The organism is Bradyrhizobium sp. ERR14, assembly GCF_014198235.1.
Lineage (GTDB): Bacteria > Pseudomonadota > Alphaproteobacteria > Rhizobiales > Xanthobacteraceae > Bradyrhizobium.
In genome coordinates this window covers 1102755-1119073 of record NZ_JACIHD010000001.1, presented here as the reverse complement: position 1 = coordinate 1119073, position 16319 = coordinate 1102755, and the positions used below count along the sequence as shown (strand labels likewise).

Sequence of the window (16319 nt, the reverse complement as noted above, 5' to 3'; positions counted from 1 at the left end):
AGACGATGGAGGGAGAGAGGAAAAGTGCCGATGCTCTCCTTCCTGTTCCGTCGCCTGCTGCAGACCATTCCGACCGTGCTTGCCGTCGTGCTGCTGGTCTTCGTGCTATTCAGCGTCGTTCCCGGCAGCATCGTCTCCTCCATGAGCGACGACAGTGATCCGCAGGTCGAGCTGCGCATGAAGAAGCAGCTCGGCCTCGACGATCCCGTTTACGTGCGTTTCGGCGCCTACATTGCCAAGCTCGCGACCGGTGATTTCGGCACCTCGTTCCGGACCCGCGAGCCTGTCACGACCATGATCGCCAAGCGGGCATGGCCGACGCTGCAACTGATCTTCGCAGCCATGGCGTTCTCGGTCGTGATCGGCGTGCCGCTTGGCTTCATCGCAGCACTGCGACCGGGCGGAATCGTCGATACGCTTGCCATGGTCGTCGCGGTGTCGGGCCTTTCCATCGCCAAATTCTGGCTCGGACTGGTTCTGATGTACCTGTTCGCGTTGAAGCTCGGCTGGCTGCCGAGTTTCGGTTATGGCGATGGCGGACTGAAATATCTGCTCCTGCCGGCGGTGACGCTCGGCGTCTCGCCGATGGCGCTGTTTGCCCGGACGACGCGCGCCGCGGTCCTCGAGATCATGACCGCCGATTTCGTCCGCACCGCGCGATCCAAGGGCATGAGCGAGACGCGGGTGGTGAAGTGGCATGTGATGCGCAACGCGCTCGTCATCATTCTCACCACCGTCGGCCTGCAATTCGGTGGCCTGATGGGGCAGGCGGTCGTGGTCGAGAAACTGTTCTCGTGGCCGGGGATCGGCTCATTGCTGGTCGACAGTGTCTTGCAGCGCGACATTCCGGCGGTCCAGGGTTCCATTCTCGTCGTCGTGCTGGCCTTTCTCGCGATCAATCTGCTGATCGACGTACTCTACGGCGTGATCGATCCCAGGATCAGATACGCATGAGCGCTGGCGGGCTCCATCACGCTTGGACGGGAAGGCAATCGCATACGAGGCGCGCGGTGTGGCGTCACGGGTGCTGCGCCGCCTCTCCCGCCTGCGGGGGAGGGTTGGGGTGGGGGTGTCTCCGCATCGGGGTTCCCTGTGTGGCGAGAGCCCCCACCCGCCGCGCTCTCCGAGCGCGTCGGCCTCCCCCGCAAGCGGGAGAGGCCAAACGCGCCCGCGGCGAGTTCTCGCTAAAGCCACACACGATTATCCTTTTCGCGGTGGAGCGCTTGCAATGAAGCTCCGCGCCAATCTCGTCATCGGTGGGGTGTTGTTCGCGCTGGCGATCCTGGTCGGCCTGCTCGCACCCTGGCTGGCGCACACCGATCCCGTGATGGACGCCAATTTGATGAATGCGGAGGAGCCCCCGAGCTGGACCTGGTGGTTCGGGACCGACGACCAGGGCCGCGACATCTATTCCCGCGTCGTGTATGGCGCGCGGGTCTCGCTGACGGTCGGTATCATCTCGCAGCTCATCAACAGCGTCATCGGCGTGGCCTTGGGGCTGAGCGCTGGCTATTTTGGCGGCTGGTGGGACGATGTCGTCAACGCCCTGACCAATCTCATGCTCGCGATCCCCTCGCTGATCTTCGCGCTGGCGATCATGGCGGTGCTCGGACCTGGCCTGACCAGCCTGCTGATCGCACTCGGGCTGACCAACTGGTCCTTTACGTGCCGGATTGCGCGGGCCTCGGCGCTGTCGCTGAGGAGCCAGGGCTATGTGCAGGCTGCGACCGTGCTCGGCTACGGCGATTTGCGCATCATGATCACGCAGCTGCTGCCGAACATGCTGGGCCCCATCATCGTCATCGGCACGCTGGGCATGGGTAGCGCGGTGTTGTCCGAAGCCGCATTGTCGTTCCTCGGCCTCGGCGTCCGCCCGCCGTTTCCAAGCTGGGGCAGCATGCTGTCGGAGGCCCGCGAGCAGATCACGACGGCGCCGTGGCTCTCGGTATTTCCAGGCCTCGCCATCTTCCTGACGGTGCTTGGCCTCAACCTGCTCGGCGATGGCCTGCGCGACATTCTCGATCCCCAATCGCGGAGCCGGCGGACATGACCGGCGCACCGCTGATCGAAGTCGAGGACCTGCGCATCGATCTCGACGACGGATCGAGGCGCGTCGCGGCGGCCGAGGGCGTTTCGTTCCGCATCTCGCGCGGCGAGACGTTCGGCCTCGTCGGTGAATCCGGCTGCGGCAAGAGCATCACGGCGCTCGCGTTGATCGGGCTGTTGCGGCCGCCGCTCTCGATCGGCGGCGGCGTCATCCGGTTCGAGGGGCAGGAGATCCAGCACCTCTCCGCCGCCAGGCAGCGGGAGCTGCGCGGCAACCGCATTGCCATGATCTTCCAGGAGCCGATGACGGCGCTGAACCCGGTCTCACCCGTGGGCCGGCAGATCGCCGAGATGTTCGTGCTGCACAAGGGCAAGAGCTGGCGGGAAGCGAGCCGGCTGGCGGTCGAGGCGCTGGCGAGCGTCCGCGTTCCCGCGCCTGAGCGCCGCGTCAACGATTACCCGCACCAGCTCTCCGGCGGCATGCGCCAGCGCGTGATGATCGCGATTGCGCTCGCCTGCGGTCCGGATCTCCTGATCGCCGACGAGCCGACCACGGCGCTCGACGTGACCGTGCAGGCCGAGATCATCGAGCTGATGCGGAATTTGTGCGCCGAGCGGGGAACGGCGATCCTGATGATCAGCCATGATCTCGGCCTGGTCGCGAACGTCTGCCGCCGCGTCGCCGTGATGTATGCCGGCCGCATCGTCGAGGAGCGCGGCTCAGCCGATATCTTTCGCTCGCCCTCGCACCCCTATACGCAAGGCCTGGTCGCCTCGCTGCCGCGGCTCGGCAGCCGCGCTGCACTCGGCCGCACTAGGCTCAAGGAGATCGCGGGCGTCGTCCCGGCGATCACGAATTTCCCTGAGGGCTGCCGATTCAATCCGCGCTGCGCGCAGGCGACCGATATTTGCCGAAGAGTCGCGCCGGAGACGGATCTGCTGGCGGCGGGCGGTCTGGTCAGGTGTCATCACCATGCATGAGCCGCAAAACATGCTGGGTGACCGAAGGCCGGACGATGACCTCATCCTCAGCGTCGAGGATCTTGCGGTTCACTTTCCGCTCGGCGGCGGCCTGCTGGGCCGCGGCAAGCGGATGCTCCGGGCCGTCGATGGCGTCGATCTCAAGCTGAAGCGCGGGGAATGCCTCGGCCTCGTCGGCGAGTCGGGCTCCGGCAAGTCGACGGTCGCATTGTCGATCCTGGGCCTGCTGACGCCGACGCGCGGCCGCATCATGCTGGAGGGGCAGGTCGTGAGGAGCAGGCAATCCGGCGATAAGGCGTTGGCGCGCACCGTGCAGATGGTGTTTCAGGACCCTTACGCCTCGCTCAATCCGCGCCAGACCGTTCGCCGCACGTTAGAGGATCCGCTGCGTGTGCACGGCGTCACCGCGAAAAGCGAGATCGAGGACCGCGTCGCGACCATGCTGCGGCATGTCGGCCTGCGGCCTGAACAGTCGGGCCGCTACCCGCATGAATTCTCCGGCGGTCAGCGCCAGCGCATCGGCATTGCCCGCGCGCTGATCCTCAACCCCAAAATCGTCATCTGCGACGAGCCGGTCTCGGCGCTCGACGTCTCGATCCGCGCCCAGATCATCAATCTGCTGCTTGAATTGAAGGACACGCTCGGCCTGTCCTACATCATGATCAGCCACGATCTCGGCGTCGTCGAGCACATGAGCGACCGCGTCGCGGTGATGTATCTCGGCCGCATCGTCGAGAACGGCCAATGGCGCGAGATCTTCGAGCGCCCCGCGCATCCCTATACGCAGGCCCTGATCGCCGCGATTCCTGATCCGCTACACCATGCCCCGCTGGCCACTACAGGCGGCGACCTGCCCAACCCGCTCAATCCCCCAAACGGCTGCGCCTTCAGCCCAAGATGCCGTTATGCGGAGGCGGTGTGCCGGCACGAGCCGGGGCCGCTGCTGGAGACGCGAGCCGATGGACACGCGGTGAGGTGTTGGCGGGCAGACGAGATCGGTGCAGCGAGCCTTGCCCTATCACCGTCACCCTGAGGTGGCCGGTTCTTCAACGCGCCTCGAAGGGCGACGGCCCGGCTGGCAGCGTGGCCGTTCGTCCTTCGAGGCTCCGCATGCGATGCTGTCGCATCGCCTGCTGCGCACCTTAGGGATGACGGGCTCATTGTTGCTTCTGCTACTGTTTTGCCCGACGGGTCAAATCCCGGTGTGGTGCGCTCACGCACTTGCGGCTTCGATAAGCAGCTGAATTTCCTCACAGTTTCTACTGTGCATGGGGTTGTTTTCGCAGTTTTTGTTTTGAGGACTGTCTAGTCCGCCGCCTTTTCTCTCAGCCGCTGCGCATAGACGTTGATGACCAGCGCTGCCAGCAGGATCAGGCCGCGGATCAGGATCTTCAGGAAGCTGTCGATGTTGACGTGGTCGAGGCCGTTGTTGAGAACACCGAGAACGAACAGCCCGACGATGGTGTTGCCGATACCGCCGCGGCCGCCGAACAGGCTGGTGCCGCCGACCACGACAGCGGCGATGGAGTCGAGCAGATAGGTGTCGAACTCGTTCTGCTGCGCGCTGCCGAAATGGGCGACGCCGAGCATGCCGCCGATGCCCGAGCACACCGCCGAGATCACCATCACCGCGCCTAGGATGAGCTTGACGTTGAGGCCGGAATATTCGGCCGCCTCGCGATTGCCCCCGACCATGTAGACGTAGCGGCCGAAGCGCGTGTAGGTCAGCACCAGATGCCCGCCGAGCAGCATCAGCGCGGCGATGATGACGAGCCAGGGGATGCCGCCAATCGAGCCTGAGCCGAGCGTGGTGATCAGGCTCGGCACCTTGTAGGCGATCTGGCCGCGCACCAGCAGCGCCGAGATGCCGGCGGCGATCTGCATCATCGCCAGCGTCATGATGAAGGAGGGGATGCCGATCACGGTCACCCCCAGCGCATTGACGAGGCCGAGCAAGGCGCAGAGCAGGATCGATAGCAAGATGGCGACCGCGCCGGGGAGGGGAATGTTGGCGATGTTGACGTAGGATTCCTGCAGCGTGAAGTAGGCGACCGCGATGCCCGTGACATTGGCGATGCTGGCGATCGAGAGGTCGATCTCGGCGCACAGGATCACGAAGGTGAGGCCGACGGCGATGATGCCGGTGACCGACACTTGCGTGAGGATGTTGCCGAGATTGTCGAGCGTCGCGAAGGAGGGGCTGGCAAAGGCGAAGAAGCCGGACAGGAAGATCAGGGTGAGGAACGGGGCGATGTTGCGCATCTGCGAGCGCAGGAAGGGCGCCAGCCCGCGCGCCCGCTGCCCCGCCGCCAAAGCCGTCTCACTGCTCGTCATTGTGCTTCTCCGTCACGCCGCTTCCAGCAGGCGGTCCTTGCTGACCGGCTCGTTCCTGAATTCCCGCACCAGTGCGCCGCGCTTGAGCACGAGGATGCGGTCGGCCAGCGACAGCACCGTTTCCGGCTCGGTCGACAGCACGATGATCGCAAGCCCCTTGGCGCGGAGGTCGCGAACGATGTTGATGACGTCGTTCTTGGCGCCGACATCCATGCCGCGGGTTGGCTCGCACAGCACCAGGAGCTTGGGCGGATAGGTCAGCCATTTTGCCAGCGCCACCTTCTGCTGGTTGCCGCCGGAGAGCATGCCGAGATCGAGGCCGACCACCGGCGGCCGGATCTGCAATTGCTCGACCTGACGCTTCGCGATATCGCGCTCCTGCGCCGGCTTGAGCAGCAGGGAGGAGATGCGGTCCAAAATGCTGATCGAGATGTTCTTGTAGACCGGCTCCTGGTGAAACAGCATGTCGCGGCGGCTCTCGGGCACCAGCGCCACGCCGGCGCGCCGCGCCGCCGCCGTGCTGGCAAAGGTTTTTGGCTGACCCTCGACGAGAAGCGCGCCGCTATCAGGCTTCAGCTTGCCGAACAGGATGCGCGACAGCTCCTGCTGGCCGCAGCCCATGAAGCCGTAGATGCCGAGCACCTCGCCAGCGCGGGCCTCGAAGGAGATGTCCTTCAGGCTGCGGGCGAGCGTCAGCTGGTCGACCTTCAGAACCACCGCGCTGTCGCTCGGTTGCGGCAGCAGCAGGTCGTCGGTGTAGCTGTGCTCGAGCGCTTCGCCGCCGCGCCCGATCATGGCCTCGATCAGCGCGCCCTTGCTGGTGGCGGCGCTGGCCGTCTCTGCGACTTTCCGCCCGTTGCGGAACACGGTCACCGTGTCGGACACGCGCAGGATGTCCTCGATGAAATGCGAGATGAAGACGATGCTGGTGCCTTCTTCACGCAGCCGCCGCAGCGTCGCGAACAGCCGCTCGACCTCGGGCGGGGAGAGGGCGGAGGTCGGCTCGTCCAGGATCACGATGCGGGCGCCGGAGAACAGCACGCGCGCGATCTCGATCAGCTGCTGCAGCCCGATGGGCAAATCACCCAGCCGGCTCATCGGATCGACGTCGATGCCGAAGCGGGCGAGCTGCTCGCCGGCCTCGCGCGCCATGCGCCGCCATTGCACGAGGCCAAGGGCGTTGGTTGGCTGGTTGCCAAGGAAAACGTTCTCAGCGACCGTGAGGTCGGGCGCGACAGAGAGCTCCTGGTGCACCATGGCAATGCCGGCCGCATGCGCATCGCGCGCCGAGCGGAAATGCGTCTCCTGACTGTCGATCAGGAAGCGGCCGGAGAATTCGGTATGCACGCCGGCGATGATCTTCATCAGCGTGCTTTTTCCAGCCCCGTTCTCGCCGACGAGACCGTGAATCTCGCCGGGATGGAGCGCGAAGTCGACACCACGAAGCGCTTCGACGCCGCCGAAGCTCTTCGTGATGCCCTGCAGTTCAAGGATGGGCGAACGCACCTCGGGCATGAAAGCTCAGATCAGGAAGTGATCCTGCATCCACTGCATCCCGGCGGCATTGGCCTTGGTCACGACCGGGCCGTCGGTGACGACGTTCTTGGGAATGCCCTGTCCGCTCTTCTCGCCGCCGACCACGGCGGAGACGCCCGCGATGATGGCGCCGCCATGGATGCGGCAGGACGGATTGCGGACGGTCGCGAACATGCGTCCTTCGCTCACCGCCTGGATCGCCGGCGGCATGGCATCGACGCCGCCGATCAGGATGTTGGTGCGGCCGCGCGCCTTCATGATGTTGGCAGCGGCGAGCGCCATGTCGTCATTGTGGAAGAACGCCGCGTCGATCTGCGGATACTTGGTCAGATATGTTTCCCAGAGGCGCGCGGTCTTGGAGACGTCCCAGTCGGCCGGCTGGGTGTCGAGCACCTCGATCCCCGGGAATTGCTTCACCGTGTTGGTGAAGCCCTTTGCGCGCCCTTGCGCGCCGGTGTGGCCGAGCGCGCCCTGCGTCATGATGATCTTGCCCTTGCCGCCCATCGCGTTGCACAGCGCCTGGGTCACCGAGGCGCCCATGAACTCGTTGTCGGGAGCGAGGAAGGAGTGGACGTTGATCTGGTCGAGCGGCGCAATCAGCGTGTCCATGTCGATCACGGGCGTGCCGGCGTCGATCATCTTCTGCACAGGCTGGGTGAGGGTGCCGATACCGAAGGCCTGGATCGCGACGAAGTCCCATTTCTGCGAGGCCATGTTGTCGATGGCCGCGCGCTGCTTCACGGCGTCGAGCTGGCCGTCGAACCAGGTGACCTCGACGTTGAACAGCTTGCCCCAGAATTCGGCGGCCTGCTTTCCTTGCGCGCACCATGTAGCCTGCAGGCCTGCATTGGAGAACGCCGCCTTCAACGGCTTCTCGCTTCGCCCGACCTCGGCGGCCAATGCGGGGTTTATGCCCATGCTGCCGAGGAGGGCAGCTCCGGCGCCGGCGGTCGCAGCCGCCTGAAGAAGATCGCGCCTCGTCGTCGAGAAATCTTTCGTCCCGGACATCGCTCGCTCCCATAAATCTTATCGTCGGCGCGTCATTGATTGCGCAACCGATGTCGAAAGTGTCTCACAAGAGTTGATGCCACTCAATCTGCAATCACACGCGCCATCGCAGCACGCCGCGTTGGTGCAGCGCAAAGCGTCAGGCCGTCGTGCCGGCGAGTGCGTCGATGTCGACGAGCAATGTGTCCCAGGCTTGCGCGATCTCGATCGACCATTCATCGCCGAGCAGATCGCGCAGCGTATCCCTGATAATGGTGAAGAAGGCGGTGAACAGCTGGGGCGACGTGCCATAGGCGTCGTGTGAGGCCACCTCGCAGGCGATCAGCCGGAAATGCCCATGACGCATCCCGGCGAAATCGAGAATCGACTCGATCGTCAGCGCGAGCATCGATCCCTTCACGAGGTCGGAGCCCTCCGAGCGGAACATCGCCTGCGTTTCGGGATGCTCGTCGAACAGGCGCTGGTAGACGAGGGGCGTGAGATCGGCGCAGCGCGAGGCCGCGAGTTCAAAGCTGAGTTCGACTGGATTGGAGGGCATATTCATCGGCGAAAGTGCCATGCGGACAAAAAAAGAGCGGGGCCCTGGCCCCGCTCAAAAATTGTGTCGACCCTATTATCCCCGATTCTAAGATTTGCTCTTGATTGACGGGGCGACGCTGCGTTTTGCGCGCCAGGGGCTCCTCCCGAGACTTGGACCACCAGACTTCGACCTCACGGCCAGCCTGAGCAAGGGGATGCTAGATCAACTTTTCTCACTTGTCATCATTTTCGGCAACGAATGTTCAAAATTCGAGCAATAGACGAAATGATCGGGCTTCGGACCCCGCAAGTATATGACAAATATAAGAAATATGTGGATGTCGGGCCTTTTGATCTGGCTCAAATGCCGGCCCCCGAGCCCATGATGGGGTAGCCCGACCATGGTTTTCCGACAAATTTGCGCTGGGCCAAGAAGGCGGCGGAACTGATCTCGACTTGGGCCCGGCGCGGTGTTTAGTTGGCAGACGAACGAACGGTTCGGCGGATGCGCGCGCGGTTACAGAAATTCCTACCTCTGGTCCTGCTCGCCCTGGCGATGCAGGTGCTGGCGCCGATTGCCGCCTGCTGGGCGACGGGCCAAGCCATCGCCGATCCGCTGTCTGCCGCCGTCATCTGCCACAGCGTGAGCGAGCAGGGCGGCCTCGACGATCGGACAGGCACCCCGACCGCGCATGCGGGCGCGTGCGCCCTGTGTTGCCTGGCCCAGGCGGGCGCGTCGCTCGATTCGCCGACGCACGCGGCACTCTCGATTCCCTTCCGCCATGCCGCGCGCGTGGTGTGGCAGCCGGCGGATGCGTCCGCCATCGCCGCTCCCAGGGGTTCGAGCGCCCAGGCCCGCGCCCCACCTCAATTTTCCTGACGTAGCGACAAACCGAACCATTGGCGCGCGCCGTTGCTGTGCCGATGGGCGTGCTCAATGGACCGGTCGAGGTACCGGATGTCAGGAATTCAAGAGATGTTACGCATTCGTGCGATGGGGCGCGCGGGCTTGCCTGTGCTTTTCGGACTGGTGTCCCCGATCGGTTCAGACGCGCTCGCCCAGGCTGCCTCGGAAGCGATTCCCGCGGTGACGGTCGAGGCGCCCAAGACGTCCCGTCCCAAGCCAATCACCCGGTCAACGCGGCAGCGCTCCGCTTCGGCGGCGCGCGCAGCGAGGCCGGTCGCGCCGAACGCGACCGATGGCGCCTCGGGGCAGAACAACACGATGTCCGCCGGCGCAGTGCGGGCCGGTCTCAATCAGGCGCCGGCCGGTCAGACCGCGACGACCATCGATCGCAGCCAGTTCGACAACCGGCCCTCGTTTTCGGTCAGCGACGTCTTGCGGGACAGTCCGGGCATTTCGATCAAGCAGGGTAATGGTCCGCGCGATTTCGGCATCTCGATTCGCGGATCCAATGCCCGGAACGGTTTCGGCATCCGCAATCTCGTGATCTTCGACGACGGATTCCCCGTCACGCAGCCGGACGGACTGTCGCGTAGCGACCTGATCGATCCCCATGCCTATGGTGCGATCGACGTGATCCGCGGCCCCTCATCGGCGCTCTACGGCAATTATGCGACCGGCGGCGCGCTCAATTTTCGCACGCGGCCGGGCGGCACGATCGACGGCGTCGAATACGGCGTCGATGGCGGCAGCTATGGCTACCTCAACAATTACCTTGCGGCCGGCAAGAAGGTCGGGAATTTCGAGGGCTCGCTGTTTGCGAGCGACACAAGAGGCGACGGCTATATCGGCAATAGTTGGTTCAATACGCAGACCGTCAACTTCCTCGGCACGCTCAAGGCGACACCGGACGACCGCTTCACGGTCAAGATCATCAACAACGATCTCAGCGCGCGGCTGCCGCTGCGGCAGTCGCTGAACCAGTTCTACACCAATCCCTTCCAGCAGGGCTGTGCGACCGGTGCCACGGCGGCGCCCGGATGCGGTACGGTCAGGCTGTTCAACAATGGCTTCAACGCGACCGCCGGGACCGATACGGAGACGGCCGTACAGGCCGGGCTCGGCCGCAACGACCGCCGCACCATCGTCGGGGGCCGGTGGGAGCACGATTTCGACAACAATACGACCTGGCGCAACCAGTTCGTGTTCGACGACCGGAACATCAGTCAGCCAACTGGCTCCACCAGCTCGATCGGCGACTTCCCGTCCTACAACTACATGAGTGATCTCACCAAGCGCGGAGAGATTCTCGGCCTGGAGTCCACCGCGTTCTTCGGCGCCTTCTACAACACCCTGACGGCATCGAGCGATACGCGAAACGTGATGCCGGGAGGCAACGCGACGCTCGGCAGGCTGTCGAGCAATCTCTACAGCGAGACGACCAATTATGGTGTTCGTGCCAGGGAAGAGCTCAAGCTTACATCGTCGCTAACGGCCGTTGCGGGCATCGGTTGGGAGACGACCTTGCTCAAGGGCACCAACACGGCCTATTCATATGCTGGTCCCACCGGCATCACCACGACGACGCCGACGACCGCGGACCGGCAGTTTCAAAATACTGCGCCAGAGTTGGCGTTGCTCTACAATCTCAACAACGAATGGCTGTTCCGGGCACGCGTTGCCACGGGGTATGGCACACCGCAGGTCTCAAATCTTTTCGTCGCTCAAACGGGATTGCCGGGCAACAATACGCAGCTCCAGGCCCAGAAGAATCTTGGCTACGATCTCGGTTTCGATTGGACGCCGAACAGCGCGTTCAAGCTCAGCGCGACCGGCTTTTACGAGTTTTTCCGTAACGAGATCGTCAACCAGGCCACATCGGTCGCGGGTGTAAACTACTCGTTCAACGCGCCGCGATCGGAGCATCGGGGCATCGAGCTTGCCGCCGACTGGAAGTTCTATCCGGGCTGGCGGTTCATGGCGGCGTACACCTATCTTGACGAGGTCTACACCGAATATGTCGAGAACATCACCAATGGCGCCGTCTTCAGCTTCAACCGTGCCGGCAATAAAATTCCCGGTATCTCGCCTAACGAGCTGACGGCTCGAATTGGTTACGACGAGTTCGCCGGCCCGCTGGCAGGCCTCGGCGGCTTCGTCGAGGTTCAGTGGAAGGACTCTTTCTACATGGACAACGCGAATCTGCTGAAGGCGCCGGGCTACGAGCTGGTCAATGTGAACGTCCATTACAAGACCGACTTGGTGTCGGACACCTTCAAGTCACTCAATCTGTTTCTTGAGGTCAGGAACGTATTCGATCGCACCTATGTTGCGTCGGCAAACAACATCGCAAACACCGTGACGGCGGCCGGCCTGCAAATTCCAGGGAACACGCTCGCAAGCACGGCACCGGGGTCGATCTATGCGGGCTCGCCACGCCTCTTCGTTGCAGGTATGAAGGTGGCCTTCAAATGATCCGGGCTCTCGAAGGGAATAGGGCCATGATCCGAACTGGCTTGCTCGCGATAGCCGCTCTCGCATGCCTGCAAGGTGCGGCGCTGGGGCAGATGCACGGCAAGCACGCGTCCGAAGCTGCGTGCGAGGAGCCGACGCTGCGCTGTGCGACCAAGGCGACGCCCGCCTTCGGTCCGGACGGGACGCTGTGGCTGGTCTGGATGGCGGGAGGGCAGGTCTCGGTCGCAAGTTCGCAGGACTACGGCCGAAGTTTCTCGACGCCCACTCAAGTCACGACGAAGCGGCTGAACCTCGATTGGGGGCCGGATGCGCGGCCGAAGATCGTGGTCGACCGCAAGGGGGGCATCGCGCTCGCGTTCTCGACCTTCAGGGACGAGGCCTTCAACGGTCAGGTGTTCACCACGCGCTCGGCCGACGGCGGGAAAAGCTTCGCGGAGCTGAAGCCGATCACCGCCAGCAACGAGAGCCAACGTTTCGAGGCGCTGGCGCTCGATCAGGATGGAACAGTATTTGCGGCGTGGCTGGACAAGCGCAATCGCATTTTTGCGAAGGAAGCGGGACAGAAGTACGAGGGGGCCGGGCTGTTCTTCACGTCGTCCAGCGACGGCGGCACCGCCTACGCAGACGCGAAGCTGGCGCGTGAGGGCACCTGCGAATGCTGCCGGTTGGGGCTGGCATTCGCTGCGTCTGGGCGGCCGGTCGCAATCTTCAGGAACATTTTTGAGGGCGGCGTGCGCGACCACGCGGTGATGACCTTCACCGACGTCGCGACGCCAGGCGAAGTCCGCCGGGTCAGCAACGACGACTGGCAGATCAATGCCTGCCCACACCATGGGCCGAGCCTCACCGTTGCGCCGAACGGCACCTATCACGTCGCCTGGTACACCAACGGAAAGGCGCGGAAGGGACTTTTCTACGCGCACTCGCGCGACGAAGGCCGCACGTTCTCTTCGCCGATGGCGTTGGGGCGGCCGGATCGCAATCCGACGCGCCCCTTCGTGCTCGCGGGCGCGCCGGGAACGGTGATGGTCTGGAAGGAGTTCGACGGCGAGAAGACCTCGGTCCAGATGACGATCTCCCGCGACGATGGCGAGACGTGGTCGCCGCCGAAGACGATATCGAGTACGACCGACACGTCCGACCATCCTTTGCTCGTCTCCAACGGCAAGCAGACCTACCTGTCGTGGATGACGAAGGCGGATGGCTATCGGCTCAGGGCTATCGAGGACCAACCATGAGATTTCGATTTGTAGGCATTGCGGGACTTGTCGTTCTGATCGCTTCAGTGGCTGCGCTTGCCGCATCTCCCGCTTTGAAGCCATTCGAACGCGGCACTTGGCAAAGGGTCCTTCGGGGGCACGCCGGCCGCCCCGTGCTCGTGCATTTCTGGGGCGTGACCTGTGGCCCCTGCAAGGTCGAGCTGCCGCTGCTCGGCCAGTTTGCCAAGGATCATCCTGACGTCGACGTCGTCACTGTCAGCGCCGATCTCGTGCCGAACCTGCCGGCCGCCACGCAATCGATGCTCGACAAGGCGGGTCTGTCGTCGACCGAAAATTTCATCTTCAACGACGGCTTTGTCGAGCGTTTGCGGTTCGAGATCGATCCGGCTTGGCAGGGCGACATCCCCAGGACCATGCTCATCTCCCCGGAAGGGACCGTCACGACGATCGAAGGCTCGGCTGAAATTGCCGATCTCGAAAAATGGTCAGCGCAACAACGCTCCAAACACTGAAGTTCAGTCTGCAAAGGGAATACCGATATGAAGACAATCTCGAAAAACGTGCTGCTCGCTGCGTTCGCTCTCGCGATCTCCGCAGCACCGGCGGTCGCCGACGAGGTCAAGGCCGGCGATCTCGTCGTCTCGCAGGCCTGGAGCCGGGCGACGCCGGGCGGCGCGAAGGTCGCCGGCGGCTATCTGACCATCGAGAACAAGGGCACGGCGGCCGACAGACTGGTCAGCGTGTCCGCCGATATCGCGGGCAAGGCCGAGATTCACGAGATGGCGATGGACAATGGCGTGATGAAGATGCGCCCGCTCGACAAGGGGCTGGTGGTCGATGCCGGCAAGACGGTGAAGCTCGCGCCCGGCGGCAATCATTTGATGCTCCAGGAGCTGAAGGGCGCGTTCAAGCAGGGCGACAAGGTGCCGGTGACGCTGCAATTCGAGAAGGCCGGCAAGGTCGCGGTGTCCCTCGACGTCCAGGGCGTCGGCGCGCAGGCGCCTGGCGATGCCGGGCATTCAGGTCATATGGACATGAAGAAAATGCCGGATCACTCGGGAATGAAGATGAAATGAGACGGATCTGGACTCTCGGGAGACCGAACATGTCGAAGCAATCCTGCCTGATCCTGGTTGCCGCGCTCGCCGCCTCGCCGGCGGCGGCGCACGTGTCGATCGAGACCAAGCAAGCCACTGTCGGCACGTCCTACAAGGCCGTCTTCACTGTGCCGCATGGCTGCGCGGGCTCGCCGACGGTGAAGATCCGGGTGCAGATTCCGGAAGGGGTGATCGCGGTGAAGCCGATGCCGAAGGCCGGTTGGACCATCGATGTCGTCGAGGGCAAATATGCCGCGGAGTACGACTATCACGGCAACAAGCTCTCCTCCGGCGTCAAGGAGGTGGCGTGGTCCGGCGGCAAGCTGCCGGACAAGAACTATGACGAATTCGTCCTCAGCACGTTCCTGACCGACAGCCTGAAGCCGAACACGGTGCTGTACTTCCCCGTCGTTCAGGAATGCGAGGCCGGCGTCAGCCGCTGGATCGAAATTCCGGCGGCGGGGGCAGGGCATTCGCATGAGGGCAAGTCCGAGGGCAAGTCGCCGGCGCCGGGCGTGAAACTGCTGCCAAAACCCTGATGCGCCTCTTCGCCGCGCTTGCGACGCTGCTCCTCGTTGCCGGCTTCGCAAGCGGTGCGTCGGCGCATGCGGCGCTGGTCTCGGTTGAGCCGGCGAGCGGCAGCATGCTCGCGGCCGCGCCCAAGGCGGTGGAGCTGCGTTTCAGCGAGGCGGTAACGCCGGGCGCGATCCGGCTGATCGATGGTGCGGGCAGGGCGCGGGATGATGCGCGCGTTAGCGCATCGGGCGAGACGATTTCGGTCGCGATGCCGGCGGATCTGCCTGAGGGGACCGCGGTCGTCAGCTATCGCGTGATCTCGCAGGACGGTCATCCCGTCACCGGATCGGTGATCTTCTCGATTGGCATGCCGACCGCGACGAAGCCTGCCGCCGCTGAGGATAGCGGGTTGAACGCGCTGATCTGGCTGGCGCGCGTCGGCCTGTACGTTGGGCTGTTCATCGGCGTCGGCGGCGTGTTCTTCGCGCGCTGGGTTGCTTGGTCGATGACCGGCATGGCCGTGCCGCGCATGGCGCTCGCGCTCGGTCTCCCGAGCGCGGTGGCGTCCGTCGGCGCGTTGGGCCTCGATCTCCTCGGGCTGCCGCTGGCAGCCCTCGCGACCGCTGCTCCCTGGAAAGTCGCGCTCGCGACCAGCGCCGGCCCTGCGCTGCTGGTTGCCCTGCTTGCGATGCTACTCGCGTTGATGGCGCTGCGCAGTGCGTGGTACGCGCGTGCTCTTGCGATCATGGCGTTGGTCGGCGTCGGTCTGTCGCTCGCCATGACCGGGCACGCCGCAACGGCCCCGCCTGAGGCGTTGACCCGGCCTGCAATCTTTCTTCATGGCCTCGGTGTCACCATCTGGATCGGTGCTCTCGCGCCGCTCGTAGCGCTGGTATCGAAGCCGACGATTGCGACGCTCGCGATTGTGAACCGCTTTTCCCGCATTGCTGCGCTCGCGGTCGGCGTGTTGGCCTTGACCGGCCTCGCACTCGCGATCGTGCAGCTCGAAAAGCCTGGAGCGCTGGTCGAGACTCGCTACGGGCTGATCCTCTCGGTCAAGCTAGTTCTGGTCACGGGATTGCTGGCGCTGGCCGCGCTCAATCGGTTCCGGTTGACTCCCGCTCTGGCCCGGAACGAGACAGGGACGCCTGCGCTCAAGCGCTCGATCGTGCTGGAAGGTACGATTGCTCTCGCCATCCTGGCGGTGGTCGCCGGCTGGCGCTTCACGCCGCCGCCGCGGACGACCGTGCCGGAGACGCCTTTGGCGATCCACATCCATAGCGACAAGGCGATGTTCCAGGTCCTGGTCTCGCCAGGCAAGGCGGGGGCCAATGATGTCGTGCTCCAGCTCATGACCGGCGAGGGGACGCCGCTGGCGGCCAAGGAGGCGACGTTGACCCTGAGCCTGCCCGAGCGCGGCATCGAGCCGATGGAGCGAAGAGCCTCGCTCGGGCCCGATGGCTATTGGCATGTGCGCAAGGTCGAGCTGCCCTTTGCCGGCCGCTGGCACGTGCGGATCGACGCGCTGGTGACCGACTTCGAGCAGATCACGCTCGTAGATGAACTCGACGTCACGCCGCCGTGAGACGCAGCTCGGGCTGAACCTGAAGTCCGACGGAAAAATGACAGGAATTCCGTTGCGTTAGCGGCTTTTCCTCATTCCCGGTCTTGTGTTTTCGCTCT

The 16319-nt window shown here is 64.2% G+C and carries 15 protein-coding genes; 11 read left to right on the top strand and 4 right to left on the bottom strand.

Going from position 1 to position 16319, the window contains the following annotated elements; all coding sequences use genetic code 11:
• The first annotated feature begins 30 nt into the window (after positions 1-30).
• The 4 genes from GGD62_RS05490 to GGD62_RS05475 all read left to right on the top strand — a co-directional run bounded on the left by GGD62_RS05490 (position 31) and on the right by GGD62_RS05475 (position 4060).
• On the top strand, positions 31-954 hold the full coding sequence (locus GGD62_RS05490; protein WP_179738899.1) for an ABC transporter permease: 924 nt from the start codon (positions 31-33) through the stop codon (positions 952-954).
• A 274-nt stretch (positions 955-1228) separates the two neighbouring features.
• Entirely contained in the window at positions 1229-2050 is an 822-nt protein-coding gene (locus GGD62_RS05485; RefSeq protein WP_018320167.1) for an ABC transporter permease, read from the top strand.
• The gene (locus GGD62_RS05480; protein ID WP_183231709.1) at positions 2047-3027 is read left to right on the top strand and encodes an ABC transporter ATP-binding protein; all 981 of its coding nucleotides are present in this window, start codon (positions 2047-2049) and stop codon (positions 3025-3027) included. The genes GGD62_RS05485 and GGD62_RS05480 overlap by 4 nt, the downstream gene beginning before the upstream one ends.
• Entirely contained in the window at positions 3020-4060 is a 1041-nt protein-coding gene (locus tag GGD62_RS05475; RefSeq protein WP_183231708.1) for an ABC transporter ATP-binding protein, read from the top strand. Before GGD62_RS05480 ends, GGD62_RS05475 begins: the two co-directional genes overlap by 8 nt.
• Before the next feature lie 272 nt (positions 4061-4332).
• Here GGD62_RS05475 and GGD62_RS05470 read toward each other — a convergent pair whose 3' ends face one another.
• The 4 genes from GGD62_RS05470 to GGD62_RS05455 form a co-directional block, all read right to left on the bottom strand.
• Positions 4333-5361 (bottom strand): ABC transporter permease, encoded by a 1029-nt coding sequence (locus GGD62_RS05470; RefSeq protein WP_183231707.1) that lies wholly within the window; start codon positions 5359-5361, stop codon positions 4333-4335.
• A 12-nt stretch (positions 5362-5373) separates the two neighbouring features.
• Complete coding sequence (locus GGD62_RS05465) at positions 5374-6876, bottom strand: sugar ABC transporter ATP-binding protein (RefSeq protein WP_183707424.1); 1503 nt, start codon at positions 6874-6876, stop codon at positions 5374-5376.
• 6 nt (positions 6877-6882) lie between these two features.
• Positions 6883-7905 (bottom strand): sugar ABC transporter substrate-binding protein, encoded by a 1023-nt coding sequence (locus GGD62_RS05460; protein ID WP_018320172.1) that lies wholly within the window; start codon positions 7903-7905, stop codon positions 6883-6885.
• Positions 7906-8044: 139 nt separating this feature from the next.
• Positions 8045-8449 carry a globin gene (locus GGD62_RS05455; protein WP_183707423.1) on the bottom strand — a complete coding sequence of 135 codons (405 nt, stop codon included), beginning with the start codon at positions 8447-8449 and terminating at the stop codon, positions 8045-8047.
• A gap of 480 nt (positions 8450-8929) precedes the next feature.
• Here GGD62_RS05455 and GGD62_RS05450 point away from each other — a divergent pair, with 480 nt between their 5' ends.
• The 7 genes from GGD62_RS05450 (at position 8930) to GGD62_RS05420 (ending at position 16221) form a co-directional block, all read left to right on the top strand.
• Positions 8930-9304 (top strand): DUF2946 family protein, encoded by a 375-nt coding sequence (locus GGD62_RS05450; RefSeq protein ID WP_183707616.1) that lies wholly within the window; start codon positions 8930-8932, stop codon positions 9302-9304.
• 345 nt (positions 9305-9649) lie between these two features.
• Positions 9650-11803: a TonB-dependent receptor gene (locus GGD62_RS05445; protein WP_183707615.1), complete on the top strand. Its 2154-nt coding sequence runs from the start codon at positions 9650-9652 to the stop codon at positions 11801-11803.
• A gap of 26 nt (positions 11804-11829) precedes the next feature.
• On the top strand, positions 11830-13041 hold the full coding sequence (locus tag GGD62_RS05440; protein ID WP_179738764.1) for a sialidase family protein: 1212 nt from the start codon (positions 11830-11832) through the stop codon (positions 13039-13041).
• Positions 13038-13535, top strand: coding sequence for a TlpA disulfide reductase family protein (locus GGD62_RS05435; protein ID WP_179738895.1), 498 nt, complete (start codon positions 13038-13040; stop codon positions 13533-13535). Before GGD62_RS05440 ends, GGD62_RS05435 begins: the two co-directional genes overlap by 4 nt.
• 27 nt (positions 13536-13562) lie before the next feature.
• On the top strand, positions 13563-14099 hold the full coding sequence (locus tag GGD62_RS05430; RefSeq protein ID WP_018320179.1) for a copper chaperone PCu(A)C: 537 nt from the start codon (positions 13563-13565) through the stop codon (positions 14097-14099).
• Between the two features lie 29 nt (positions 14100-14128).
• A complete protein-coding gene (locus GGD62_RS05425) occupies positions 14129-14659 on the top strand; it encodes a YcnI family protein (protein ID WP_179738762.1) in 531 nt (176 codons plus the stop codon).
• On the top strand, positions 14659-16221 hold the full coding sequence (locus tag GGD62_RS05420) for a CopD family protein (protein WP_183707421.1): 1563 nt from the start codon (positions 14659-14661) through the stop codon (positions 16219-16221). The genes GGD62_RS05425 and GGD62_RS05420 overlap by 1 nt, the downstream gene beginning before the upstream one ends.
• The last annotated feature ends 98 nt before the right edge of the window (positions 16222-16319 follow it).